This is a genomic window from Mycolicibacterium hodleri (genome assembly GCF_025822245.1).
Taxonomy (GTDB): Bacteria; Actinomycetota; Actinomycetes; order Mycobacteriales; family Mycobacteriaceae; genus Mycobacterium; species Mycobacterium hodleri.
Window position 1 is genome coordinate 18,305 of the sequence record NZ_JACKTL010000020.1, and the last position, 20,537, is coordinate 38,841.

Below are 20,537 nucleotides of genomic sequence, written 5' to 3' on the forward strand. Positions count from 1 at the left end.
TGTCGGACCCCGCTCCTAGAATGGTGGCATGTCCTCGGCGACAACGTCTTTGAGCTCTCAGGAGCGCATGGAGTTGTTGTTCGGGGAGATGGAGGAGTTGGCCGGGCAGCGCAATGCGATCGACAGTAGGTTGGTGGAGATCGCCGCCGAGATCGAGGGTGACGGGATTTGGGGTGCCACCGGGGTGCGGTCGGTGCCGGCGTTGGTGGCCTGGAAGTTGGGGATTTCGCCGCGCAACGCGGAGACGATGGTGACGGTGGCGCGGCGGCTCGAGGAGTTCCCCAGGTGTGCGGCGATGATGCGCGACGGTCAGCTGTCGTTGGATCAGATCGGGGTGATCGCCGAGCGGGCCGGTGAGGGGTCCGACGAGCATTACGCCCAGCTGGCGTCGGTGGCCACGGTGACCCAGCTGCGTTTTGCGATCACGCTCGAACCCCGTCCCACGCCCGACCGGACGCCGGAGCCGGAGCGGTCGTTCCGTAAGACCGTCGGCGAGACGTCCACCACCTACAAGATCACGCTGCCGAAGGTGGAGGCGGCGAAGTTCGAGGCGGGGTTGGACTCGCACCGCGACGCGTTGATCGCCGAGTGGCGACGCGACCACGGCGGTGACTCCGACACCGACCACTCCGACACCGACCACTCCGACACCGATGCCGATGACTACGTCGGCGACGTGCACGGCGGTGCCCGGCACGGCGAGACTGCGGAGGAAGTCTCGGTTCGGGTGCCGCCGTTCCCCACCACCGTCGACGCGTTCACCAGCCTGGTGGAGGCCGGGTGGGACGCCGACGTGGCGCGGCGTCCGCATGGTCAGCACACCACCGTGGTCGTCCACCTCGACGTCGAGAACCGCAACGCCGCGCTACATCTCGGATCGTTCCTGTCCGACGGGGACCGCCGGCTCCTGATGTGTGAAGCGGATTGTGAGATCTGGCTGGAACGCCACGGCCAGGTGATCGGCTCCGGGCGGGCCACCCGGCAGATCAGCCGCCGCCTGCGCCGGGCGTTGGAGCACCGCGACCGCTGCTGCGTGGTCCCCGGGTGCGGGGCGACCCGCGGTTTGCACGCCCACCACCTCCGGCATTGGGAGGACGGCGGGCCGACCGACCTCGACAACCTGGTGTTGCTCTGCCCCTTCCACCACCGTCTGCACCACAGTGGCGGGATCACCATCACCGGCCCCGCCGCACACCTCGTCGTCACCGACGCCGACGGCGAACCACTGAACCCGGGATCATTGGCCCGCACACCGACCCAACCCCCACCGGCGGTGAAACCGTGCCGCGGCCCGCTCGGGGAACGCGCCCAATGGTGGTGGTACACACCGTTCGAACCCCAACCACCACCCACGACAAGCTGACCGGTCGCACGTCGACGGCGTTGGCGGATAACCAAATTCACGCATGCGCGTGGATCAGTCGTCCATGTGAGATCAGGGATGCGGTCTGCTTGAGCCGCTGGGCGCGGACGCTCACGTCGTAGCTCTGAACGTGCTCGACGGCGGCGAACTCCTCGGAGAGGTAGCGGTAGAGGTGGTCGACGTCGCGGCAAATGGCGATGGCCATCAGGTTGTTTCGACCGCTGATGGCGGCCACTGAGGCAATCTCGGGGTGTGCCGCGATCTGCCGACCGACGCCGTCGAGGTGTGGCGGCGCGGTCGTCAGCCAAATCATCGCGTTGACGTCGAACCCAAGACGTTGGGGCAGGACGTCGAGGTCGTAGGTCAAGGTGCCCGCGGCCTCGAGCGCGGCGAGGCGGCGCGCCACCCGAGGCGTGGACCACCCGGTGTCTTGGGCCAGGCGCGAGTGGGGTGCGCGGCCGTCCGCGGCGAGCGCGTCGAAGAGTGGTTGGTCCTCGTCGGTTGGCGCCGCAGGCCGAACGGTCGGCGGCGCGGCGGTGGACCGCTGCAGGACGTGACGGACCTGATCGGCGTCCAGGGTGTGACCGTAGGCGGTCCACGGTTCGGTGCCCACCTCACCGAACGTGTGGAGGATCAGGTCGACGTCGAGGTCGAGCACCGACGTGGTGCGCGGCAGCCGACGGAGCAGTCCGTCGGGGCCTTCGGCCAGCGGTGCGCGGACGACGCATACCAGCTCGCTCCAGCCCGAGAGGATGTTGGCGTGGGTGACCTCCGGTCGCCGCACCAGGGCCTCGGCGAGGCGTGGGATGTCGTCGGGTTTGGCGTGGACGCGGACCACCCACTGGGCGTCACCGTGCACCCTCGGGTTCAGCAGACCGACGACGCGCACCGCGCCGTCACGGCGCAGCCGGTGGTAGCGGCGGGCCACCGTCTGTTCGGGCGCGTCGACCGTGTCGGCGATCAGGCGGAACGACGCCCTCGGTGAGATCTGGAGCGCGTGAATGATGTGGCCGTCGAGGGCATCGATCATGGGGATAACGGTACGCACTCATGGCGAACGTTGACGATTTCCAACCGTCTCGTGCGGGATCGTGGCTGACTCCCACGTTCCGCTGGCAGGCTCGGGCCATGCACTGGACGGACGACACGATCCTCATCACCGGCGGCGGCAGCGGCATCGGAGCAGGTCTCGCCGCCGCCCTGCACCGGGCCGGCAACCAGGTCGTCATCGCCGGGCGCCGTAGGGAGGCGCTGCACGCCGTGGCGCGCCGGCACCCCGGTATCGCGTACCTGCCGCTGGACCAGAGCGACGCGGGCGCCGTCCGCACCTTCGCCGACGAGGTCCTGAAACGCCATCCGCGGTTGAACGTGCTGATCAACAACGCGGGAATCGTGCGCACCGAAGATCTGCACGCCCCAGATCCGGACGTCATGGGCGACGTGGTCTCGACGAACTTGCTCGGTCCGCTCCTGCTCACCGCGCATCTGCTGCCCGCGCTCGGGCGCAGGCCGTCCGCGGCGATCGTGAACGTCACCTCCTCACTCGCCTTCGTGCCCAAGGCTGACCTTCCCACCTACTGTGCCACCAAGGCGGCGATGCACTCCTACACCGAGTCGCTGCGATTCCAGTTGCGCGACAGCCGGATTCGAGTGATCGAGATCCCGCCGCCCCGGGTCTACACCGAGGAGGACGCGGTCGACGACGACGCTGGCGTGGGCGTGGACGGCTTCGTCCGGGACGTCATGTCGCAGCTGACCTCTCGATCCGCGACGCGCGAGGTCGTCGTCGACGCCGCCGCGCTGCTGCGGTTCGCCGAACGCCGCGGCGACTACCAAGAGGTGTACGCGAAGGTCAACGACAAGGAACTGAAGGGGACCCCATGAAGATTGGCATCGGATTGCCCAACCACATCGCCGAAGTCGCCGGGACGGTGGTCGTCGAGTGTGCGCGTCGCGCCGAGCAGCGTGGGTTCGACGCCGTGACCACGATCGACCGACTGATCTACCCAAGCCTCGACTCGGTGACCACCCTGGCGCTGGCCGCAGGTGCCACCTCGCACGTCGACCTGGTGACCAACGTCCTGCTGGCGCCGCTCTACCCGCCGGTCCTCCTGGCCAAGCAACTGGCGACCCTGTCCGACGCTTCCGGCGGTCGGCTCGTCCTCGGCGTCGGAGTCGGCGCCCGACCCGACGACTATCGCGGTGCCGGAGTCGAGTTCGATTCTCGGGGGCCGATTCTGGACGACGCCGCGAACGTCTGGCGCCGGGTGTGGTCGGGTGAGCCCTTCGACGGTGAGACGGCGCTGTGCCCGGCGCCGGTGACCATCCCCGTGCTGTTCGGTGGAAAGGGGAAACCCACGTTGCGACGGGTGGCCACGCTCGGCGACGGCTGGGCCGGTGGCGCCGTGCGCGACTACGAGACCCAGGCGTCCTTCGCCGAGCAGATCCGCGCGGGGTGGGTGAAGGCGGGCCGTGCGGGCCGTCCGCTGATGCAGACGTCGGTGAACTTCGCCCTCGGCGACGATTCCGTCGTCGCGGAGGGACGGCGCAGCCTGGGCCGGTACTACGGCAACAAGCCGGACTACGCGGCGCTCAACGTCGCGGACATGGTGGCCACGCCGGAGGATGCCCACGGCACGGTGCAGCGGTATCGCGACATGGGCTTCGACCGGTTGCTGTTCCATCCGAGCGTGGCCTCGCTGGACCAGGTCGACCGCCTCGCCGACGCCGTGCTGTAGATCAGTCGGTCAGTGCGGGACTGGTCAAGATGTCGTTGGCCGTCACCGGGTCGGTGACCAGACGGTTGAAGTAACCGCCGCGCGCGCCGGCGATGATCGACTCGACCTTCTCCTTGCCGATGGCCACGGCGATCGTCGCCGGAATGTGCCGCAGGACTTCGAGTTCGACGGCGATCAGGCGGTCGCCGTTCTCGAAGTCGACCGGCTGGCCGTCGCGGTCGTAGAACCGCGAACACACGTCCCCGACGGCGGAGCGCAACGACGTCGAGCCCGTCGGGACGAACCGGGGGATGTCCGAGCGGGTCAGCGGGGGAGCGCCGATGCCCATCAGCGCGCACCGCGCGTGGGGCCAAAGATGAAGCACCCGTTGGATGCTCGGATCGTTCAGCAGCGACTGGTAGAGCTCCACGCCGGGCAGGCCGGGGGCGAAGAGGTAGTTCGCCCGGCCGCCGATCCGGTTGGCGACCAGGCGGGTGATCTCGTTGGTCTGGTACCACTCCTCGGGCTGGTCGTGGCCGCCGACTGTCGGGGCGACGACGACGCCGGGTAGCGGCGTCAGCTCGTACTGGGCCACTTCGTACACCGTGCGTCCGGACGACACCAGCAGCACGTCGCCCGGCAGCAGCCCGGCCTCGCCGAGTGCGCGCGCCACGGCGGGTGCGAGAACGCGTCCCATCACGTCGACGACGGTGCGGCCCGAGCCCGGAGCCGGGAGTTGCGCGCTGAGGTAGACCGACGTGACGTTGAGTGCTCGGGCCAGCCGATCGGCCAGGTCACCGGTGCGCGCCTCGGCGGGTGGCACCACCTCGATGCGGACGATGCCTTGCCGCTTGGCTTCCGACAGCAGCCTGCTGACGGTGGCGCGGCTGGTCCCGAGTCGTTCGGCCACCTCGGCTTGGGTGGCGTCGTCCTCGTAGTACAGCCGGGCCGCCGTGTACAGCAGCGAGGCGGCGAAGTGACTGGCCTCGCCGTCCTGGGGAACGGAGTCGACCGGTTCATTCGCCGGCATGGGCTGAGCCGACCTGGGCATGGACGCAGTATGGCACCGCACCGGAACCCCTGCACATCTGTTCAGAGAAGAATTTTGCTGAACAATCGTTCTGGACAAATGTGCAAGCGCTCGATAATGTGACCTCAGCCACAGCCGAAGGAGCTCCTGAAATGCCCGAACAGATCCCAGAGAAGATGCAGGCCGTCGTCTGTCACGGTCCCAACGACTACCGCCTCGAGGAGGTCGCGGTCCCGCAGCGCAAGCCCGGCGAAGCGCTGATCCGGGTCGAGGCGGTCGGCATCTGCGCCAGCGATCTGAAGTGCTACCACGGGGCGGCCAAGTTCTGGGGTGACGAGAACCGTCCCGCCTGGACCGAGACGATGGTCATCCCCGGCCACGAATTCGTCGGTCGCGTCGTCGAACTCGACGACGCCGCCGCCAGCCGATGGGGCATCGCCGTCGGCGACCGCGTCACCTCAGAGCAGATCGTGCCCTGCTGGGAGTGCCGCTTCTGCAAGCGTGGGCAGTACCACATGTGCCAGCCCCACGACCTGTACGGATTCAAGCGCCGCACCCCCGGGGCCATGGCCGGGTACATGACCTACCCGGTGGAAGCGTTGGTGCACAAGATCTCCGGTGACATCCCGCCCGCACACGCCGCCTTCGTCGAGCCGCTGTCGTGCTCGCTGCACGCCGTCGAGCGGGCCCAGATCACGTTCGAGGACACCGTCGTCGTGGCCGGTTGTGGGCCCATCGGACTGGGCATGATCGCCGGCGCCCGCGCCAAGAATCCGATGCACGTCATCGCGTTGGACATGGCGCCCGAGAAGCTGGCGCTCGCCAAGAAATGCGGTGCCGACATCACGATCAACATCGCCTCCGAAGACGTCGAGAAGATCGTCAAGGACCTCACCGGCGGCTACGGCGCCGACGTCTACCTGGAGGGCACCGGACACCCGTCCGCCGTGCCGCAGGGACTCAACTCCCTGCGCAAGCTGGGGCGGTACGTCGAGTACGGCGTCTTCGGTAGTGACGTCACGGTCGACTGGAGCATCATCAGCGACGACAAGGAGCTCGACGTCCTCGGTGCACACCTCGGACCGTACTGCTGGCCGGCGGCCATCAAGATGATCGAGTCCGGCGTGCTTCCCCTCGACGAGATCTGCACCCACCAACTGCCGCTCAGCGAGTTCCAGAAGGGCTTGGACCTCGTCGGCAGCGGCAAGGAATCGGTCAAGGTCTCCCTGATCCCGGCGTAGTCCACCATCCCCGCAGGACCCCACGAAGGACACGAAGATGAGTCGAGATCGCATATTCCGGGCCGGCCCGGGTGGTCCCCAGATGTCGCGACGAAACATGTTGGCGGCCTTGGGCGTTGCCGGAGCTGCTGCCGCCAGCCTGCCCGTCCTCAGTGCCTGCGGGGTCGGTGGCAAGGCCAGTGCACCCAATGGCGCCGGGGAGGTCAGCGGCGGCTTCGACTGGAAGAAGGCGTCCGGGCAGACCATCAACATCCTGCAGACCCCGCACCCCTACCAGCTGTCGTATCAGCCCCTGCTGGCCGAGTTCACCGAGCTCACCGGCATCACGGTGAACGTCGACCTGGTGCCCGAAGCCGACTACTTCACCAAGCTGAACACCGAGCTGGCCGGGGGGTCGGGCAAGCACGACGCGTTCATGCTCGGGGCCTACTTCATTTGGCAGTACGGGCCACCTGGGTGGGTCGAGGACTTGAATCCGTGGCTGCACAACGCCTCGGCGACCAGCGCCGAGTACGACTTCGAGGACATCTTCGAGGGCCTGCGCACCTCCACCCGGTGGGACTTCACCCTCGGCAACCCGCTCGGCACCGGCGGTCAGTGGGCGATTCCCTGGGGTTTCGAGAACAACGTCGTCGCCTACAACAAGCGGATCTTCGACGAGAAGGGCATCACGAAGCTGCCCGACAAACTCGACGACTTCATCCAGTTGGCCGTCGACCTGACCGACCGTTCGCAGAACCGCTACGGCATCTCCACCCGCGGTTCGAAGTCGTGGGCGACGATTCATCCGGGTTTCATGACGCAGTACACCCGGGAGGGTGCCGTCGACTACACGTTCAACGGTTCCGAGCTGATCGCCGAAATGGACAGCGACAAGGCGATCGCCTTCACCAAGAAGTGGATCGACATGCAGCATCAGGCCGGGCCGACGTCGTGGACCACCTACGACTATCCCAACGCCACCGGCGATCTCGGCGACGGCAAGGCGATGATGGTCTTCGACGCCGACAGCGCCACCTACCCGAAGAACAAGCCCGGTGCGAGCAAGGAGGCGGGCAACCTCGGCTGGTATCCGGGTCCCGCCGGTCCCGACGGCAACTACAAGACCAACCTGTGGACGTGGAGCTGGGCCATGTCCGCCAACAGCCGAAACAAGTTGCCCGCCTGGCTGTTCATCCAGTGGGCCACCGGCAAGGACTCGATGAACAAGGCGGTCGAGGGTGGTACCTACGCCGACCCGGTGCGAAAGTCGGTGTTCGACACCACCTTCAAGAGGGTGGCGGCGGATCAGTTCGGCTATCTCGAGACGTTCGAGACCGTGATCGGCCAGTCCAAGATCCAGTTCACCCCGCAGAAGAAGTTCTTCGACACCACGCAGAACTGGGCCGTAGCTCTGCAGGACATCTACGGCGGCGACGACGCTGCGTCGCGCCTACGCAGCCTCGCCAAGACCAACACCTCCAAGGTCAACCTCTAGGGAGTTCTGGCAGCCATGACCACTCAAACCCCGAAGGCACCGGCGACGTCGCCGGATCGGCCTGCCGACGCGCAGCGGCGCACCCTGCCCGAGGTGCCGACCTGGCGCCGCAAGCTCCGTCCCTACCTGCTGTCGATACCGGCCCTGGTCATCGTCATCGGCATCCTGTACCCGTTCGTGGTGGGCGCCTACTACGCCTTCCTCAACTACGCGGCGGTCAACCCGAACCCGCACTTCGTCTGGTTCGACAACTTCAAGTCCGTTCTCGGGGACCAGGTCTTCTGGTACAGCGTGCGCACGACGGCGATCTTCGCCGTCCTCGCCACCCTGGTCGAGACCGCTCTGGGAGTCGGACTGGCCCTGCTGCTCAACCGCTCCAGCATCATCGGCAAGATCTTCGAGAAGGTCTTGATCCTGCCGCTGATGATCGCCCCGGTGATCGCGGGCGTCATCTGGAAACTGATGTTCAACCCGCAGTTCGGCATCCTGAATCACGTTCTGGGGCTGGGCAACACCTTCGACTGGTTGTCCAGCAGCAACGCCCTGTTCTCGGTGATCCTGGTCGACCTGTGGATCTTCACCCCGTTCGTGGCGATCCTGGTGCTGGCCGGTATCCGGTCGCTGCCGAAGGAGCCTTTCGAGGCGTCCGAGGTCGACGGAGCCAGTTGGTTCTACATGTTCCGCAAGCTCATGCTGCCGATGCTCTGGCCCTACATCCTGGTCGCCGTCATCTTCCGCTTCATGGACAACCTCAAGGTGTTCGACCACATCTACGTGCTCACCGCCGGTGGGCCCGGCGTGGCCACCAGAACCCTGCAGATCGGCGCGTTCGAGGACTCGATCATCAACCTCGACTACTCGCGAGGCAGCACCTACATGCTGCTGCTCTGGATCATCGTGTTCATCACCGCGCGCTATCTCGTCAGCGTGCTCGGCAAGGCGCAGCGTCGTGCTGCGGGAGCGGAGTCCTAATGGCACTCGCGAAGTTCAAGCCCACCCGCAGTGAACTCCTGCCCGGGCAGAAGCGGCTCGGCGTCGGCTCCGTCGTCGCCGACATCGGGGTGGTCGTCTGGTTCGTGTTCTCGCTGTTCCCCATCGTGTGGATGGTGATCCTGGCGCTGAAGAACGCCGAGGAGCAGACCACCACCTACTTCCAGTTCAGTCCCAGCTGGTCGAACTTCGCCACCGTGTTGTCCGACAAGGGCACTCAGATGACCAGCGTCGACTTCAAGACCGCGATGTTGACCAGCCTGATCAACTGCGGCGGCGCCGTCATCGTCTCGCTGGTCATCGGCATCCCCGCGGCGTATGCGGCGGGACGCTGGAAGTACAAGGGCAGCAACGACTTGATGTTCCAGATGCTGTCGTTCCGGTTCGCCCCGGAACTCATGGTGATCGTTCCGCTGTTCGTGATCTACAACCAGATCGGACTCTTCGACACCAAGGTCGGAATGATCTGGGTGCTGCAGCTGGTCACCATGCCGCTGGTGGTGTGGATCCTGCGGTCATACTTCGAGGACCTGCCGGAGGACCTGGAGCAGGCGGCCCTGCTCGACGGCTACAGCCGCACCCGGGCATTCGTCATGGTGGCACTGCCCATCGTGCGGCCCGGCATCGCCGCGGCGGCGCTCCTGGCGTTCATCTTCGCCTGGAACAACTACGTCTTCCCGCTGATCCTGGCCGACAGCAACGCGGGCACGGTGACCGTCGCCATCACCAAGTTCCTCGGCGGCGGTGGGCAGGCGTACTACAACCTGACGGCCGCGGCGGCGATCATCGCCGCGCTGCCACCACTGATATTGGCGCTCACCATCCAGAGATATCTGGTGCGGGGCCTGTCCTTTGGGGCGGTGAAGGCCTGATGGCTACGGTAACCCTCAAGAGTCTGTCCAAGTCCTACGGAAAGACGCAGGCGGTGCGAGACCTCTCGGTCGACATCGCCGACGGCGAGTTCTTCGTCATCCTCGGGCCCAGCGGCGCCGGGAAGACGACGACGCTGAAGTCGGTGGCCGGCCTGGTCGACGTCGACGGCGGCTCGGTGACCATCGGCGGCAACGACGTCACCCTGGTGGAGCCCTACCACCGCAACGTCGCCATGGCCTTCGAGAGCTACGCGCTCTACCCGCAGAAGACGGTCAGCGAGAACCTGGCGTCGCCGCTGAAGTCCGGGCGGACGGGCAAGTACACCGACGCGCAACAGAAGGAGCGCATCGACCAGGTCACCACGACCCTCGGAATCAACCACCTGCTCAAGCGATTCCCGCGAGAACTGTCCAACGGCCAGCGGCAACGGGTGGCGCTCGGTCGGGTGCTGGTGCGTCCCGCCGACGTCTACCTGCTCGACGAACCGCTCAGCCATCTGGACGCGAAGCTGCGGGCGGCGATGCGGGCAGAGCTCAAGCAACTGGGCGCCATGTCGAAGACCACCACGGTCTACGTGACACACGACTACCAGGAGGCACTGGCCCTCGGTGACCGCATCGCGGTGCTGAGGGAGGGTTCGCTGGTGCAGATCGGCACCCCGGAGGAGATCTGGCGCAGTCCCGCCGACACGTTCGTCGCCCGAGCCCTCGGGCAGCCGGAGATCAACCTGCTCGACGGGGAGGTCGAGGACGGCCGAATTCGGCTCGGCGGCGGCGCGTTCGACGTGCCGGTACCCACCGGGGTCGACGTGCGAGGGGGAGACCGCGTGCGAGTGGGGTTGCGGCCCTGCGACCTCCACGTGATCGCCGGTCCGAGTCAGGACGGTTCGGCGCCGCGGCTGACGGGCACGATCACCCTGGCCGAACGACTCGGTCGCAACATCGAGCTGACGGTGGACATGGGCGGCGAGCAGCTGATCGTGCTGGCGTCCGGACGCGAGGGCGTCGACGAAGGCGGCCAGGTCTCGATGACCGTGGCCGAGCACGACGTTCACGTGTTCGCCGCGGGTGAGGGTGACACCTCACGACTGGGCGCGGGCCACGAGACCTTGGAGGCAGCACAGTGACCACCACGACCACCGCCGCGGCGGGTCCCACGACCGCCACGGCCCAGAGCCTGACCCTGACCGACCTGGTGAAGACCTACATGGCCAAGGGGCGGGAGAGCTTCGCAGCGGTGAAGGGCATCAACCTCGACATCGCGCCGGGGGAGCTGATCGCCCTGCTGGGTCCCTCGGGCTGCGGCAAGACCACCACCCTGCGGATGATCGCCGGGCTGGAGACGGTGACCAGCGGCTCGATCAAAATCGGCGACCGGGAGATCTCGCAGCTGCCCGCGTCGAAGCGCGGCATCGGGGTGGGCTTCGAGAGTTACGCGCTGTACCCGCCGATGTCGGTGCGCGAGAACCTTCTGTACGGACTCAAGGCCCGCAAGGTCAAGGGTGCCGAGCAGATGGTGTCGTCGATCAGCACCCGGCTGGAGATGGACGACATGATGGACCTGCGCCCGGCGGGGTTGTCCAGCGGCCAGAAGCAGCGCGTGGCGCTGGCGCGCGCCCTGGTGCGCAACCCGCCCGTGCTGCTGCTCGACGAGCCGCTCAGCCACCTGGATGCCTCGGCCCGGCAACGGGTCCGGCGCGAATTGAAGGTCCTGCAAAGGGAATTCGGCTACACCACGATCGTCGTCACCCACGACCAGGTCGAGGCGCTGTCGCTGGCCGACAGGCTCGCGGTGATGGACGCCGGGGTGGTGCAACAGTTCGGCACGCCCGACGAGGTGTTCGACGACCCGGCCAACCTGTTCGTCGCCCAGTTCGTCGGTGAACCGCAGATCAACGTGGTCCACGGTGTGGCGAGGTCCGACGGCGGCACGGTTCGGGTCGAGATCGGTTCGGACGCAGGATCGTTGGAGACCACCGTGACCGGCGTGGCCGACGGCACCGAGGTCGCCGTGGGCATTCGCCCGCAGGATGCCACGGTGTCGGCCGCGCAGGGGACGGGGCTGCAGACCACCGTCGCGTACTTCGAGCACCTCCTCGAGTTCGGCCTGGCCACCACCACGGTGGCGGGCGTGCAGGAGGGCATCGTCGTGCAGACGCCAGCGCAGGAACGCTACGAACCCGAGCAGAAGGTCGTCGTCGGTGCCCCGCCCGAGCGGGTGTACCTTTTCGACACCGAGACGGGAGATCGACTGCGATGACGAAGCTGTTCAACGACCCTGCGCGGTTCACCGAGGACATGCTCGTCGGGTTCCTGGACGCCAATTCGACGTACGTCGCGGGCGTCCCGGGCGGCGTGGTGCGCGCCCACGAGACCCCGCCGGGAAAGGTGGCCGTCGTCATCGGCGGCGGTTCGGGGCACTATCCGGCGTTCTGCGGAACGGTCGGGCCAGGCTTCGCCGACGGTGCGGTAGTCGGCAACATCTTCACCTCGCCGTCCGCCGAGGAGGCCGCGTCGGTGGCACGCGCCGCCCACGGTGACGCGGGCGTTCTGCTGACCACCGGCAACTACGCCGGCGACGTGATGAACTTCGGTCTCGCCGTGACCCAGCTCCGCGGCGAGGGAATCGACGCCCACTACTTCGCGGTGACCGACGACATCGCCAGCGCGCCCGCCGGTGAGGAAGCCAAGAGACGCGGCATCGCAGGCGATTTCACCGTGTTCAAGTGCGCCTCGGCCGCGGCGGAGGACGGCCTCGACATCGCCGGCGTCATCCGCGTGGCGGAAGCCGCCAACGCGGCCACCAGAACTCTCGGCGTGGCGTTCGACGGGTGCACGCTGCCCGGTGCCGACGCCCCGCTGTTCACGGTGCCCGACAAGCAGATGGGCGTCGGCCTTGGCATTCACGGTGAGCCGGGCGTGCGCGACGAGCCGATGCCGTCGGCCGCCGACCTCGCGGTGACCCTCGTCGAGGGCGTGCTGGAGGACCAGCCGACCACCGACTTCCGGCGGATCGCGGTGATCCTCAACGGGCTCGGTCGCACGAAGTACGAGGAGCTGTTCGTCGTGTGGGGCACGGCGTCCCGGCTGCTGCGGGAGCGTGGCTACGAGGTCGTCGAACCCGAGGTCGGCGAACTGGTCACCAGCCTCGACATGGCCGGGTGCTCGCTGACCGTGATGTGGCTCGACGACGAACTCGAGAAGTACTGGACGGCGCCGGCCGACACGCCGGCATACCGCAAGGGCGTTGCGGGACAGACCGATTCGGGCGAGCGACGCACGGACGCCGCCGCCGATGCGGCGGCCCCCACGCAGGACGTGGCGGAGCTCGCCGACGACGACGGCCGCGCCGGTGGGCGCTTCGTCGTCAAGGCACTCGACGCCGTGGCGGGAATGCTGGCCGGCGTCGAAGAAGAGCTGGGCCGCATCGACGCCGTCGCCGGCGACGGCGACCACGGTCGCGGCATGGTCAAGGGCTCCTCGGCGGCTCGCGTCGCCGCGGCCGCCGCCTCCAAGAGCGGCGCGGGCCAGGGTTCGGTCCTCGCGGCGGCGGGTCGGGAGTGGGCCGCGAAGGCCGGTGGCACGTCCGGGGTGCTCTGGGGCGCGCTGCTCAACGCCGTCGGTGCCCGGCTGGGCGACACCGGGCGGCCCGACTCGGACACCGTCGCGGCGGCGATGCGCGACGGCTACGACGCCCTCATCCAGCTCGGCGGCGCCTCGCCGGGGGACAAGACGATGCTCGACGCCATGCTGCCGTTCGTCGAGGAACTGCAGCGTCGGGTGTCCGACGGCGAGACGTGGCAGGCTTCATGGCGGGCCGCCGCCCAGGTCGCCACCGACGCCGCTCGTGGCACGGCGGACATGCGACCACGGGTCGGGCGGGCCCGACCGCTCGCGGAGCGCAGCGTCGGAACCCCCGATGCCGGCGCGACGTCGTTGGCGATGATCGCCCACACCGTCGCCGATTGCTTCGCACGTAAATCCGAGGGAGAGAGTCAATGACCGGTCTACGAATCGTCGTCGGGTGCGACGACGCAGGATCCGAATACAAGGAGGCCCTCAAGCGGGACCTCATGGCCGACGACCGCGTCTCCGACGTCACCGACGTCGGTGTCGGCACCGACGAACACACCGCCTATCCGCACGTCGCGGTCGCCGCCGCCCGACTCGTCGCCGAGGGGAAGGCCGACCGTGCGCTGCTGGTGTGCGGGACCGGGCTCGGCGTGGCGATCAGCGCCAACAAGGTGCCCGGCATCCGCGCGGTCACCGCGCACGACGGGTTCTCGGTGGAGCGGTCGGTGCTGTCCAACAACGCACAGGTGCTGTGCTTCGGGCAACGCGTGATCGGACTGGAATTGGCGCGGCGCCTGGCCCGTGAATGGCTGGGCTACGAATTCGACCCGACCAGTGCCTCTGCTGAGAAGGTCGACGCGATCTGTGGTTACGAATCGGAGTCCGTCGCGCCCTGATACGCCTCGCGCGCAGTTTGCGACCACATTGATTGGTGACAGCCAAGTCGGCGTACTGAGTGTTCCCGTCGTTGAGCTGGAGTTTCGGCTCGAGGGTGTGGCCTCAGCGACGAAAGGTGCCCGTGACGTGCGGATCCCACGAGCTGCTCTGCCGGGGATCGGCCACCCGACGGGGGGAAGAATATTGTGTGCCATTCGTAGTCAGCGGCTCTGATTCACGGCACAATCTCGATAGCTGGCCTCAATGATGTGGGACGATTGTCGGTAAGTGCCCACCGCGTGGGCCGCTAGCTGGTACGAGGAGGTCGCCTTGTCAACGCATCTGCGCGTCGCTGCGGGCGCCTGCGTGCTCTCGACCGGCTTCATGATCGCCGGTGCCGGCGGAGCGGTCGCCTCGGCGGACGTGGATTCCGACGGTTCGGCGTCCGGCGCGGCAGCCGGCCCCACCCACAACCCGGTGGGGACCTTCGCCGACAACGTGCGCAAGGCCGTGGAGAACTCGTTGCAAGGCACGGTTCAAGGTGTCACCGGCGCGCTGAGCACGCTGACCAGGCCCGGCCAGATTCCGTCGATGATCCCCAAGTCGCCGAAGACGACGTTTGGCGGCAGCCCGACGGTGTACGGCAGCACGGCGCCCACCACCGCGACGCCCGCGACGCCGACGCCGCCGGAGGAGTCGGCGACCACCGCACCCGAACAAGCCGCATCCGACCAGGCCGCGCCCGAGCAGACGGCACCCGAACAGACGGCGCCGGACCAGCAAGTCGATCCGGCTCCGGTGTCGGCGCCCGCCGCGCCCCCGCAGGCCAACAAGAACCCGGGCGCCCCGGTGGCGAACGCGGTTACTTCGCTCGCCAACTCGATCGCCGCGGTCCCCGGCGTCGTCGCCGGCCTCCCGACGTCGACGACACCGATCTCCGACGTGCTCGCCTCCCTCGAGAACGTCCTCACCTCCGCCGGCGACGCCGGTACGTCGCTCACGACGCTGCCGTCCGACCTCGCCGGTCTGCTCGGCGTGGACACGACGGTCGCGACCCCGTCCATCGGAGCCTCGACCGGCCTGCCCCGGCAGATGAGGACCGTCACCCCCGATCCCGCGACACCCGTGTGGTCCGCGGCGCCCGACCTCTCCTCCCTTCTCGGGGCGGCGGGCGACCCCGCCACGGTCGCGCCCGCCCTGCCGGTCGTCCCGATGGACGTCGCGACCAAGGGCCCCGTCAGCGGCCCCGTCGAGGCGACGCCGCCGGCGAGCGCCCCGGAGCCGTCGGGCAAGAACGACGTGCTCTCCACGGTGGAACACGCCATCGGGGCGTTCGTCGCCACGGTGTCGCTCACCGCGCTGGCAGCCTGGGCGCTCCCCGGCATCCTGGGACTGCTCACCACCTGTGCCGCGGGCATCCGCGTCGGTTATCGCCAGGCCAGGGCGGCGTCGGCGTTGCCGAACACGGCCATCTCGCGGTTCGTCGGCTCAGGGCCGGTGGGCGTCGTGCGCTCCAGCTCACAGGTCGAGATGCGTTCGCGCACACCACGTGTCGTGCAGCCCGCGGTCAAGGTCGACCGTCGGCCGGCCCTGCGGGTCGTGGGTTCGGAGTCCTCGACGACGCAGGTCCTCGACAAGGCCGTCTAGGGCTGCCGAGTCCAACTCGTCACCTGGCGTGCATTGACACGTCACGCTGTGCTTGCTCAGGCGCTGTCCTACTGAAGCACCGTGGCCGCCATGAGCACTGCCTCCGTACTCATCGCCGCTGATCAACCCGCCGCTGCAGCCACGACGACGCCGCGCTACACCCTCCTGCTCTCCACCGACCCCACTCTCGTCGACGACGCCCAACGCCTGCGTCACGAGGTGTTCACCTCAGAGCCCGGGTTCGAGCTCGTCGGAGGCGCCGACGGGCGGGACTCCGACCGATTCGACGAATACTGCGACCACCTCCTTGTCAGGGAGGATCACTCGGGCGAACTCGTCGGCTGCTACCGGATGCTGCCGCCGCCAGGCGCGATCGCCGCCGGTGGGCTCTACAGCGCCACCGAATTCGACGTCCGCGAACTCGACGCGCTGCGGCCGTCGCTGGTCGAAATGGGACGAGCCGTCGTGCGCCAGGATCACCGCAACGGCGGTGTCGTCCTGCTGATGTGGGCGGGCATCCTGGCCTACCTCGACCGCAGCGGCTACGACTACGTCACCGGCTGCGTGTCGGTGCCCGTGCAGGGCTCGCCCGACGAGGCGCCGGGCTCCCAGATCCGTGGTGTGCGCGACTTCGTCCGCAAGCGCCACGCGTCGCCCTTCACCGTCCACCCGCACCGACCGGTCGTCCTGGACGGCATGGGGCTCGACGAGATCGCGCCGCCCGCCCGAGCCACCCTGCCGCCGCTGATGCGGGGCTACCTCCGACTGGGCGCCGAGGTGTGCGGCGACCCGGCTCACGACCCCGACTTCGGCGTCGGCGACTTCCCCGCGCTGCTCGACAAGCGCCACGCCGACGTCAGGTACCTGCAGCGTTTGCGGTCGGTGTCGCAGGCGAGCGACATGTCCGACGGGACGGCCCGATGAGCAGCCACACGGTGGTCGACAGCCCATGGCTGCCCAGGGCGTCGTGTGACGCGTCGTGCGTACGGTGCGACACCGTGCACGGCGTGCGTCGCGTCGTGATGATGGCGCGCACGGCCGTTCGCGTCGTGTGCGCACTGTTGGTGCTGCCCACCGCGGTCCTGCTCGCGCTGCCCATGCCCGGCAAGGCGCGCGCACAGCGCCTGTACTGCCGGCTGATGCTCCGCTGCCTCGGCGTGCGGGTCACCACCTCCGGCGGGCCCATTCGCAACCTCAGCGGCGTGCTGGTGGTCAGCGGCCACGTGTCCTGGGTCGACGTCTTCGTCATCGGCGCCGTGCTGCCCGGCTCGTTCGTCGCCCGCGCGGACCTCGTCGACTGGCCCGCACTGGGTGTCCTCGCCCGACTGATGAAGGTCATCCCGATCGAACGCGCCAGCCTGCGACGACTGCCCGAGGTCGTGAGCACCGTCGCCGACCGGTTGGCCGCCGGCCAGACGGTCGTCGCCTTCCCCGAGGGCACGACGTGGTGCGGCGTCGCCTACGGCAGCTTCCGGCCCGCGATGTTCCAGGGCGCCGTCGACGCGGGCCGGCCCGTGCAACCGCTGCGGCTGACCTATCACCACCGCGACGGGCAGCCGTCGACCATCCCCGCCTTCATCGGCGACGACTCGCTCCTGCAGTCGGTCCGGCGGGTCCTCACCGCTCGTCTCACCGTGTGTCAGGTACGCGTGCAGTCTTTGCAGCTGCCCGGCGACGACCGTCGCGAGCTGGCGGCCAGATGCGAGGCCGCGGTGCGTGGTGAGACGGTGCTCGAGGCCCGTCCGGCCCACGGGCACGCGCTGGTCGCCTGAGGCAGACCGGCCTGCCGGTATCCTTGACGGGCCATGAGCGCCGTCTACCTGGATCACGCCGCCACCACCCCGATGCATCCCGCCGCCATCGAGGCCATGACGGCAGCGCTGGCGACGGTCGGCAACGCGTCGTCCCTGCACACTGCGGGCCGCGCGGCCCGTCGCCGGATGGAGGAGGCGCGCGAGACGCTGGCCGGGCTCCTCGGGGCACGCCCCTCGGAGATCATCTTCACCGCCGGCGGCACCGAGAGTGACAACCTCGCCGTCAAGGGCATCTTCTGGGCCCGCCGCGACGCCGAGCCCACGCGTCGCAGAATCGTCACCACCCCGGTCGAGCACCACGCAATCCTCGACGCGGTGGAGTGGCTGGTCGACCACGAGGGCGCCGAGGTCACCTGGCTGCCCGTCGGCCCCGACGGCGGGGTCACCGCGGCCGCCCTCCGGCAGGCGCTCGACGAGCACGACGACGTCGCGCTGGTGACGATCATGTGGGCGAACAACGAGGTCGGCACCATCATGCCGATCCCCGAACTGGCCGCCGTCGCCGCCGAGTTCGACGTGCCGATGCACAGCGACGCCATCCAAGCCGTCGGCCAGCTGCCGGTCGACTTCGCGGCCAGCGGGCTGTCCGCGATGAGCGTGGCGGCTCACAAGTTTGGCGGCCCCACCGGCGTCGGGGCGCTGCTGCTGCGTCGCGACACCGCCTGCGTGCCGCTGCTGCACGGCGGGGGGCAGGAGCGTGACGTCCGCTCTGGCACTCCGGACGTGGCGGGCGCAGTGGCGATGGCTGCGGCAGCTCAGGTGGCCGTCGACGGTCTGGACGTCAACCGGGCGCGCATCTCGGCGTTGCGGGACAGGCTGGTCGACGGGGTGCTGTCGGCCATGGACGACGTGGACCTGAACGGGGCCGACGGCGACGCCCGACTTCCGGGCAACACGCACTTCACCTTTCGCGGCTGCGAGGGCGATGCACTGCTGATGTTGTTGGACGCCAAGGGAATCGAGTGCTCCACCGGGTCGGCTTGCACCGCCGGCGTGGCGCGGCCGTCGCACGTCCTGATCGCCATGGGCGCCGACCCGGTGAGCGCGCGCGGCTCCCTGCGATTCTCGTTGGGGCACACCAGCACCGAGGCCGACGTGGACGCCGTTCTCGCCGTGCTGCCCGCGGCGGTGGACCGGGCCCGACAGGCCGCGTTGGCCAGTGCGGGGCTGAAGTAATCATGCGCGTCCTGGTTGCGATGAGCGGCGGCGTCGACTCGTCGGTGGCCGCCGCGAGGATGGTCGACGCCGGCCACGACGTGGTCGGAGTTCACCTGGCCCTGTCGTCGGCGCCGGGCACGTTGCGCACCGGCTCCCGCGGGTGCTGCTCGAAGGAGGACGCGGGTGACGCCCGGCGGGTCGCCGACATCCTCGACATCCCGTTCTACGTCTGGGACTTCGCCGACCGCTTCAAGGAAGACGTGATCGACGACTTCGTTGCGTCCTACGCACGCGGCGAGACCCCCAATCCCTGTGTGCGATGCAACGAGAAGGTCAAGTTCTCGGCCCTCTCGGCCCGCGCCCTCGCGCTTGGGTTCGACGCGCTGGCCACCGGTCACTACGCCCGCCTCGTCGACGGCCGGCTGCGCCGCGCGGTCGACGGCGACAAGGACCAGTCCTACGTCCTCGGCGTGCTGACCGCCCGGCAGCTGGCGACCGCGATCTTCCCGATCGGGGACACCCCCAAGCCCCGGATCCGCGAAGAGGCCGCCGAGCGCGGCCTGGCGGTGGCGGGCAAGCCCGACAGCCACGACATCTGCTTCATCCCGTCGGGTGACACCAAGGCCTTCCTCGGTGCCCGGATCGGCGTCCGGCGCGGCGCCGTCGTCGACGCGGGCGGCACCGTGCTGGCCGAACACGACGGCGTCCACGGGTTCACGATCGGACAGCGCAAGGGCCTTGGCATCGCCGGACCCGGGCCGGACGGCCTACCCCGATACGTCACGGCCATCGACGCCGAGAGCGGCACCGTCCACGTCGGCGGCGCCGGCGACCTCGACGTGTGGCATCTGGTCGGGGAGCGGCCGGTGTTCACGGCGGGGTCGCCGCTGGACGGGCCCGTGGAGTGCGAGGTTCAGGTCCGCGCCCACGGTGGCATCGCCGCCGCCGTGGCGGAGGTACGCGACGGCACCCTGGTCGCCAACCTTCGGAGCCCGCTGCGTGGGGTCGCAACCGGCCAGACGATGGTGCTCTACCGTCCCGACCCCGAGGGCGACGAGGTTCTCGCGAGCGCCACGATTGCGGTCGCCGACCGGCAGCGCTAATCGGGGATGCGCTCCAGGATGTTCGTCATCACGATGTCGGGCACCGACTCCGGAAATTCGCAGAACGTGACCTCGACCAGGGCCACGGACTTCAGCCGGTAGTCCCGACCGCACTCGCTGCTGGTGCGGGTGCGGATGGCGTCGTGGCCCGCCGTCCAGTCCCCGATGTACCCGGCGGTCGACGATCCGCACGCGTCGACCCGCCCGACCAGGCCGTCGAACGCCTCGCGCGCCGCCGCGACGTCGCGGTACGCCCCCACGCCCTGCGAGATCAACGCGCCCATCGGCGGGTTCTGGTAGGTCGTCTTGTGGAAGTCCTCGAGCTGGCTGCCGAACGTCTGCGTCTCGGCGAACAGCCACGCGCACTGTGGTGGGACGCGGTCGGCGAGCACGCCGACGTCGACTGGCGACTTGCCGTCCATGCTGGGGATGATCGTGAGATCGTCGCCGCCGCCGGTGATGGCCCGCATCCGGGACTGGTCGAGCAGCACGTCGTCCGCGTCGACCGGCGACCGCGACGGCTCGTCGATTCCCGGCGCGGACGCCACGGGAGTGCCGGCGACGGTGGTGCTGCACCCGACCGCGAGCGCGGCCGCGCACACCGCCAGCAGCAACCTCGGGCGGGACGCGGGCATGCTCGACGGTAACTCGCCACTGCGGTCATCGAATAGTGTTG

19 protein-coding genes are annotated in these 20,537 nt (G+C 68.8%); 16 read left to right on the plus strand and 3 right to left on the minus strand.

Annotation, left to right across the window (positions count from 1 at the left end; all coding sequences use genetic code 11):
• Positions 1–28: 28 nt before the first annotated feature.
• On the plus strand, positions 29–1,363 hold the full coding sequence (locus tag H7J06_RS06535; protein ID WP_264037874.1) for an HNH endonuclease signature motif containing protein: 1,335 nt from the start codon (positions 29–31) through the stop codon (positions 1,361–1,363).
• Positions 1,364–1,400: 37 nt separating this feature from the next.
• On the opposite strand, the gene H7J06_RS06540 is transcribed toward H7J06_RS06535, so the two are convergent.
• Entirely contained in the window at positions 1,401–2,393 is a 993-nt protein-coding gene (locus H7J06_RS06540; protein ID WP_264037875.1) for an Lrp/AsnC family transcriptional regulator, read from the minus strand.
• A gap of 98 nt (positions 2,394–2,491) precedes the next feature.
• Here H7J06_RS06540 and H7J06_RS06545 point away from each other — a divergent pair, with 98 nt between their 5' ends.
• Both H7J06_RS06545 and H7J06_RS06550 read left to right on the plus strand, forming a co-directional pair.
• Positions 2,492–3,247: an SDR family oxidoreductase gene (locus H7J06_RS06545; RefSeq protein ID WP_264037876.1), complete on the plus strand. Its 756-nt coding sequence runs from the start codon at positions 2,492–2,494 to the stop codon at positions 3,245–3,247.
• On the plus strand, positions 3,244–4,101 hold the full coding sequence (locus H7J06_RS06550; RefSeq protein WP_264037877.1) for an LLM class flavin-dependent oxidoreductase: 858 nt from the start codon (positions 3,244–3,246) through the stop codon (positions 4,099–4,101). Before H7J06_RS06545 ends, H7J06_RS06550 begins: the two co-directional genes overlap by 4 nt.
• A 1-nt stretch (position 4,102) precedes the next feature.
• Here the strand turns inward: H7J06_RS06550 and H7J06_RS06555 are convergent, their stop codons facing one another.
• Positions 4,103–5,131: a sugar-binding transcriptional regulator gene (locus tag H7J06_RS06555; RefSeq protein ID WP_264037878.1), complete on the minus strand. Its 1,029-nt coding sequence runs from the start codon at positions 5,129–5,131 to the stop codon at positions 4,103–4,105.
• Between the two features lie 131 nt (positions 5,132–5,262).
• Here H7J06_RS06555 and eltD point away from each other — a divergent pair, with 131 nt between their 5' ends.
• From eltD to mnmA, 13 genes are all read left to right on the plus strand, one after another.
• Entirely contained in the window at positions 5,263–6,351 is a 1,089-nt protein-coding gene (eltD, locus tag H7J06_RS06560) for an erythritol/L-threitol dehyrogenase (RefSeq protein ID WP_264037879.1), read from the plus strand.
• A gap of 37 nt (positions 6,352–6,388) precedes the next feature.
• A complete protein-coding gene (locus tag H7J06_RS06565; protein ID WP_372515248.1) occupies positions 6,389–7,828 on the plus strand; it encodes an extracellular solute-binding protein in 1,440 nt (479 codons plus the stop codon).
• 15 nt (positions 7,829–7,843) lie between these two features.
• The gene (locus tag H7J06_RS06570; protein ID WP_264037880.1) at positions 7,844–8,800 is read left to right on the plus strand and encodes a carbohydrate ABC transporter permease; all 957 of its coding nucleotides are present in this window, start codon (positions 7,844–7,846) and stop codon (positions 8,798–8,800) included.
• Entirely contained in the window at positions 8,800–9,690 is an 891-nt protein-coding gene (locus H7J06_RS06575; protein WP_264037881.1) for a carbohydrate ABC transporter permease, read from the plus strand. The genes H7J06_RS06570 and H7J06_RS06575 overlap by 1 nt, the downstream gene beginning before the upstream one ends.
• Complete coding sequence (locus H7J06_RS06580; protein WP_264037882.1) at positions 9,690–10,817, plus strand: ABC transporter ATP-binding protein; 1,128 nt, start codon at positions 9,690–9,692, stop codon at positions 10,815–10,817. Before H7J06_RS06575 ends, H7J06_RS06580 begins: the two co-directional genes overlap by 1 nt.
• Positions 10,814–11,950: an ABC transporter ATP-binding protein gene (locus H7J06_RS06585; RefSeq protein WP_264037883.1), complete on the plus strand. Its 1,137-nt coding sequence runs from the start codon at positions 10,814–10,816 to the stop codon at positions 11,948–11,950. The genes H7J06_RS06580 and H7J06_RS06585 overlap by 4 nt, the downstream gene beginning before the upstream one ends.
• Positions 11,947–13,692, plus strand: coding sequence for a D-erythrulose 4-kinase (derK, locus tag H7J06_RS06590; protein ID WP_264037884.1), 1,746 nt, complete (start codon positions 11,947–11,949; stop codon positions 13,690–13,692). The genes H7J06_RS06585 and derK overlap by 4 nt, the downstream gene beginning before the upstream one ends.
• Positions 13,689–14,159, plus strand: coding sequence for a ribose-5-phosphate isomerase (locus tag H7J06_RS06595; protein ID WP_264037885.1), 471 nt, complete (start codon positions 13,689–13,691; stop codon positions 14,157–14,159). Before derK ends, H7J06_RS06595 begins: the two co-directional genes overlap by 4 nt.
• A gap of 310 nt (positions 14,160–14,469) precedes the next feature.
• Positions 14,470–15,786: a hypothetical protein gene (locus H7J06_RS06600; RefSeq protein ID WP_264037886.1), complete on the plus strand. Its 1,317-nt coding sequence runs from the start codon at positions 14,470–14,472 to the stop codon at positions 15,784–15,786.
• A 90-nt stretch (positions 15,787–15,876) separates the two neighbouring features.
• A complete protein-coding gene (locus H7J06_RS06605; protein WP_264037887.1) occupies positions 15,877–16,710 on the plus strand; it encodes a GNAT family N-acetyltransferase in 834 nt (277 codons plus the stop codon).
• Positions 16,707–17,558: a lysophospholipid acyltransferase family protein gene (locus tag H7J06_RS06610; RefSeq protein ID WP_264037888.1), complete on the plus strand. Its 852-nt coding sequence runs from the start codon at positions 16,707–16,709 to the stop codon at positions 17,556–17,558. Before H7J06_RS06605 ends, H7J06_RS06610 begins: the two co-directional genes overlap by 4 nt.
• 33 nt (positions 17,559–17,591) lie before the next feature.
• Positions 17,592–18,776, plus strand: coding sequence for a cysteine desulfurase family protein (locus H7J06_RS06615; protein WP_264037889.1), 1,185 nt, complete (start codon positions 17,592–17,594; stop codon positions 18,774–18,776).
• 2 nt (positions 18,777–18,778) lie between these two features.
• Positions 18,779–19,861, plus strand: a complete 1,083-nt coding sequence (gene mnmA, locus H7J06_RS06620; RefSeq protein WP_264037890.1) for a tRNA 2-thiouridine(34) synthase MnmA — start codon at positions 18,779–18,781, stop codon at positions 19,859–19,861.
• On the opposite strand, the gene H7J06_RS06625 is transcribed toward mnmA, so the two are convergent.
• Positions 19,858–20,496 (minus strand): sensor domain-containing protein, encoded by a 639-nt coding sequence (locus H7J06_RS06625; protein ID WP_264037891.1) that lies wholly within the window; start codon positions 20,494–20,496, stop codon positions 19,858–19,860. The genes mnmA and H7J06_RS06625 overlap by 4 nt on opposite strands.
• Positions 20,497–20,537 lie beyond the last annotated feature (41 nt).

Coding starts and splice junctions, on each gene's coding strand:
- derK (WP_264037884.1), top strand. CDS start 11,947: ATGACGAAGCTGTTCAACGACCCTGCGCGGTTCACCGAGGACATGCTC.
- H7J06_RS06550 (WP_264037877.1), top strand. CDS start 3,244: ATGAAGATTGGCATCGGATTGCCCAACCACATCGCCGAAGTCGCCGGG.
- H7J06_RS06545 (WP_264037876.1), top strand. CDS start 2,492: ATGCACTGGACGGACGACACGATCCTCATCACCGGCGGCGGCAGCGGC.
- H7J06_RS06625 (WP_264037891.1), bottom strand. CDS start 20,496: ATGCCCGCGTCCCGCCCGAGGTTGCTGCTGGCGGTGTGCGCGGCCGCG.
- H7J06_RS06580 (WP_264037882.1), top strand. CDS start 9,690: ATGGCTACGGTAACCCTCAAGAGTCTGTCCAAGTCCTACGGAAAGACG.
- H7J06_RS06565 (WP_372515248.1), top strand. CDS start 6,389: ATGAGTCGAGATCGCATATTCCGGGCCGGCCCGGGTGGTCCCCAGATG.
- H7J06_RS06595 (WP_264037885.1), top strand. CDS start 13,689: ATGACCGGTCTACGAATCGTCGTCGGGTGCGACGACGCAGGATCCGAA.
- H7J06_RS06575 (WP_264037881.1), top strand. CDS start 8,800: ATGGCACTCGCGAAGTTCAAGCCCACCCGCAGTGAACTCCTGCCCGGG.
- H7J06_RS06540 (WP_264037875.1), bottom strand. CDS start 2,393: ATGATCGATGCCCTCGACGGCCACATCATTCACGCGCTCCAGATCTCA.
- H7J06_RS06610 (WP_264037888.1), top strand. CDS start 16,707: ATGAGCAGCCACACGGTGGTCGACAGCCCATGGCTGCCCAGGGCGTCG.
- H7J06_RS06535 (WP_264037874.1), top strand. CDS start 29: ATGTCCTCGGCGACAACGTCTTTGAGCTCTCAGGAGCGCATGGAGTTG.
- H7J06_RS06605 (WP_264037887.1), top strand. CDS start 15,877: ATGAGCACTGCCTCCGTACTCATCGCCGCTGATCAACCCGCCGCTGCA.
- H7J06_RS06555 (WP_264037878.1), bottom strand. CDS start 5,131: ATGCCCAGGTCGGCTCAGCCCATGCCGGCGAATGAACCGGTCGACTCC.
- H7J06_RS06570 (WP_264037880.1), top strand. CDS start 7,844: ATGACCACTCAAACCCCGAAGGCACCGGCGACGTCGCCGGATCGGCCT.
- mnmA (WP_264037890.1), top strand. CDS start 18,779: ATGCGCGTCCTGGTTGCGATGAGCGGCGGCGTCGACTCGTCGGTGGCC.
- eltD (WP_264037879.1), top strand. CDS start 5,263: ATGCCCGAACAGATCCCAGAGAAGATGCAGGCCGTCGTCTGTCACGGT.
- H7J06_RS06615 (WP_264037889.1), top strand. CDS start 17,592: ATGAGCGCCGTCTACCTGGATCACGCCGCCACCACCCCGATGCATCCC.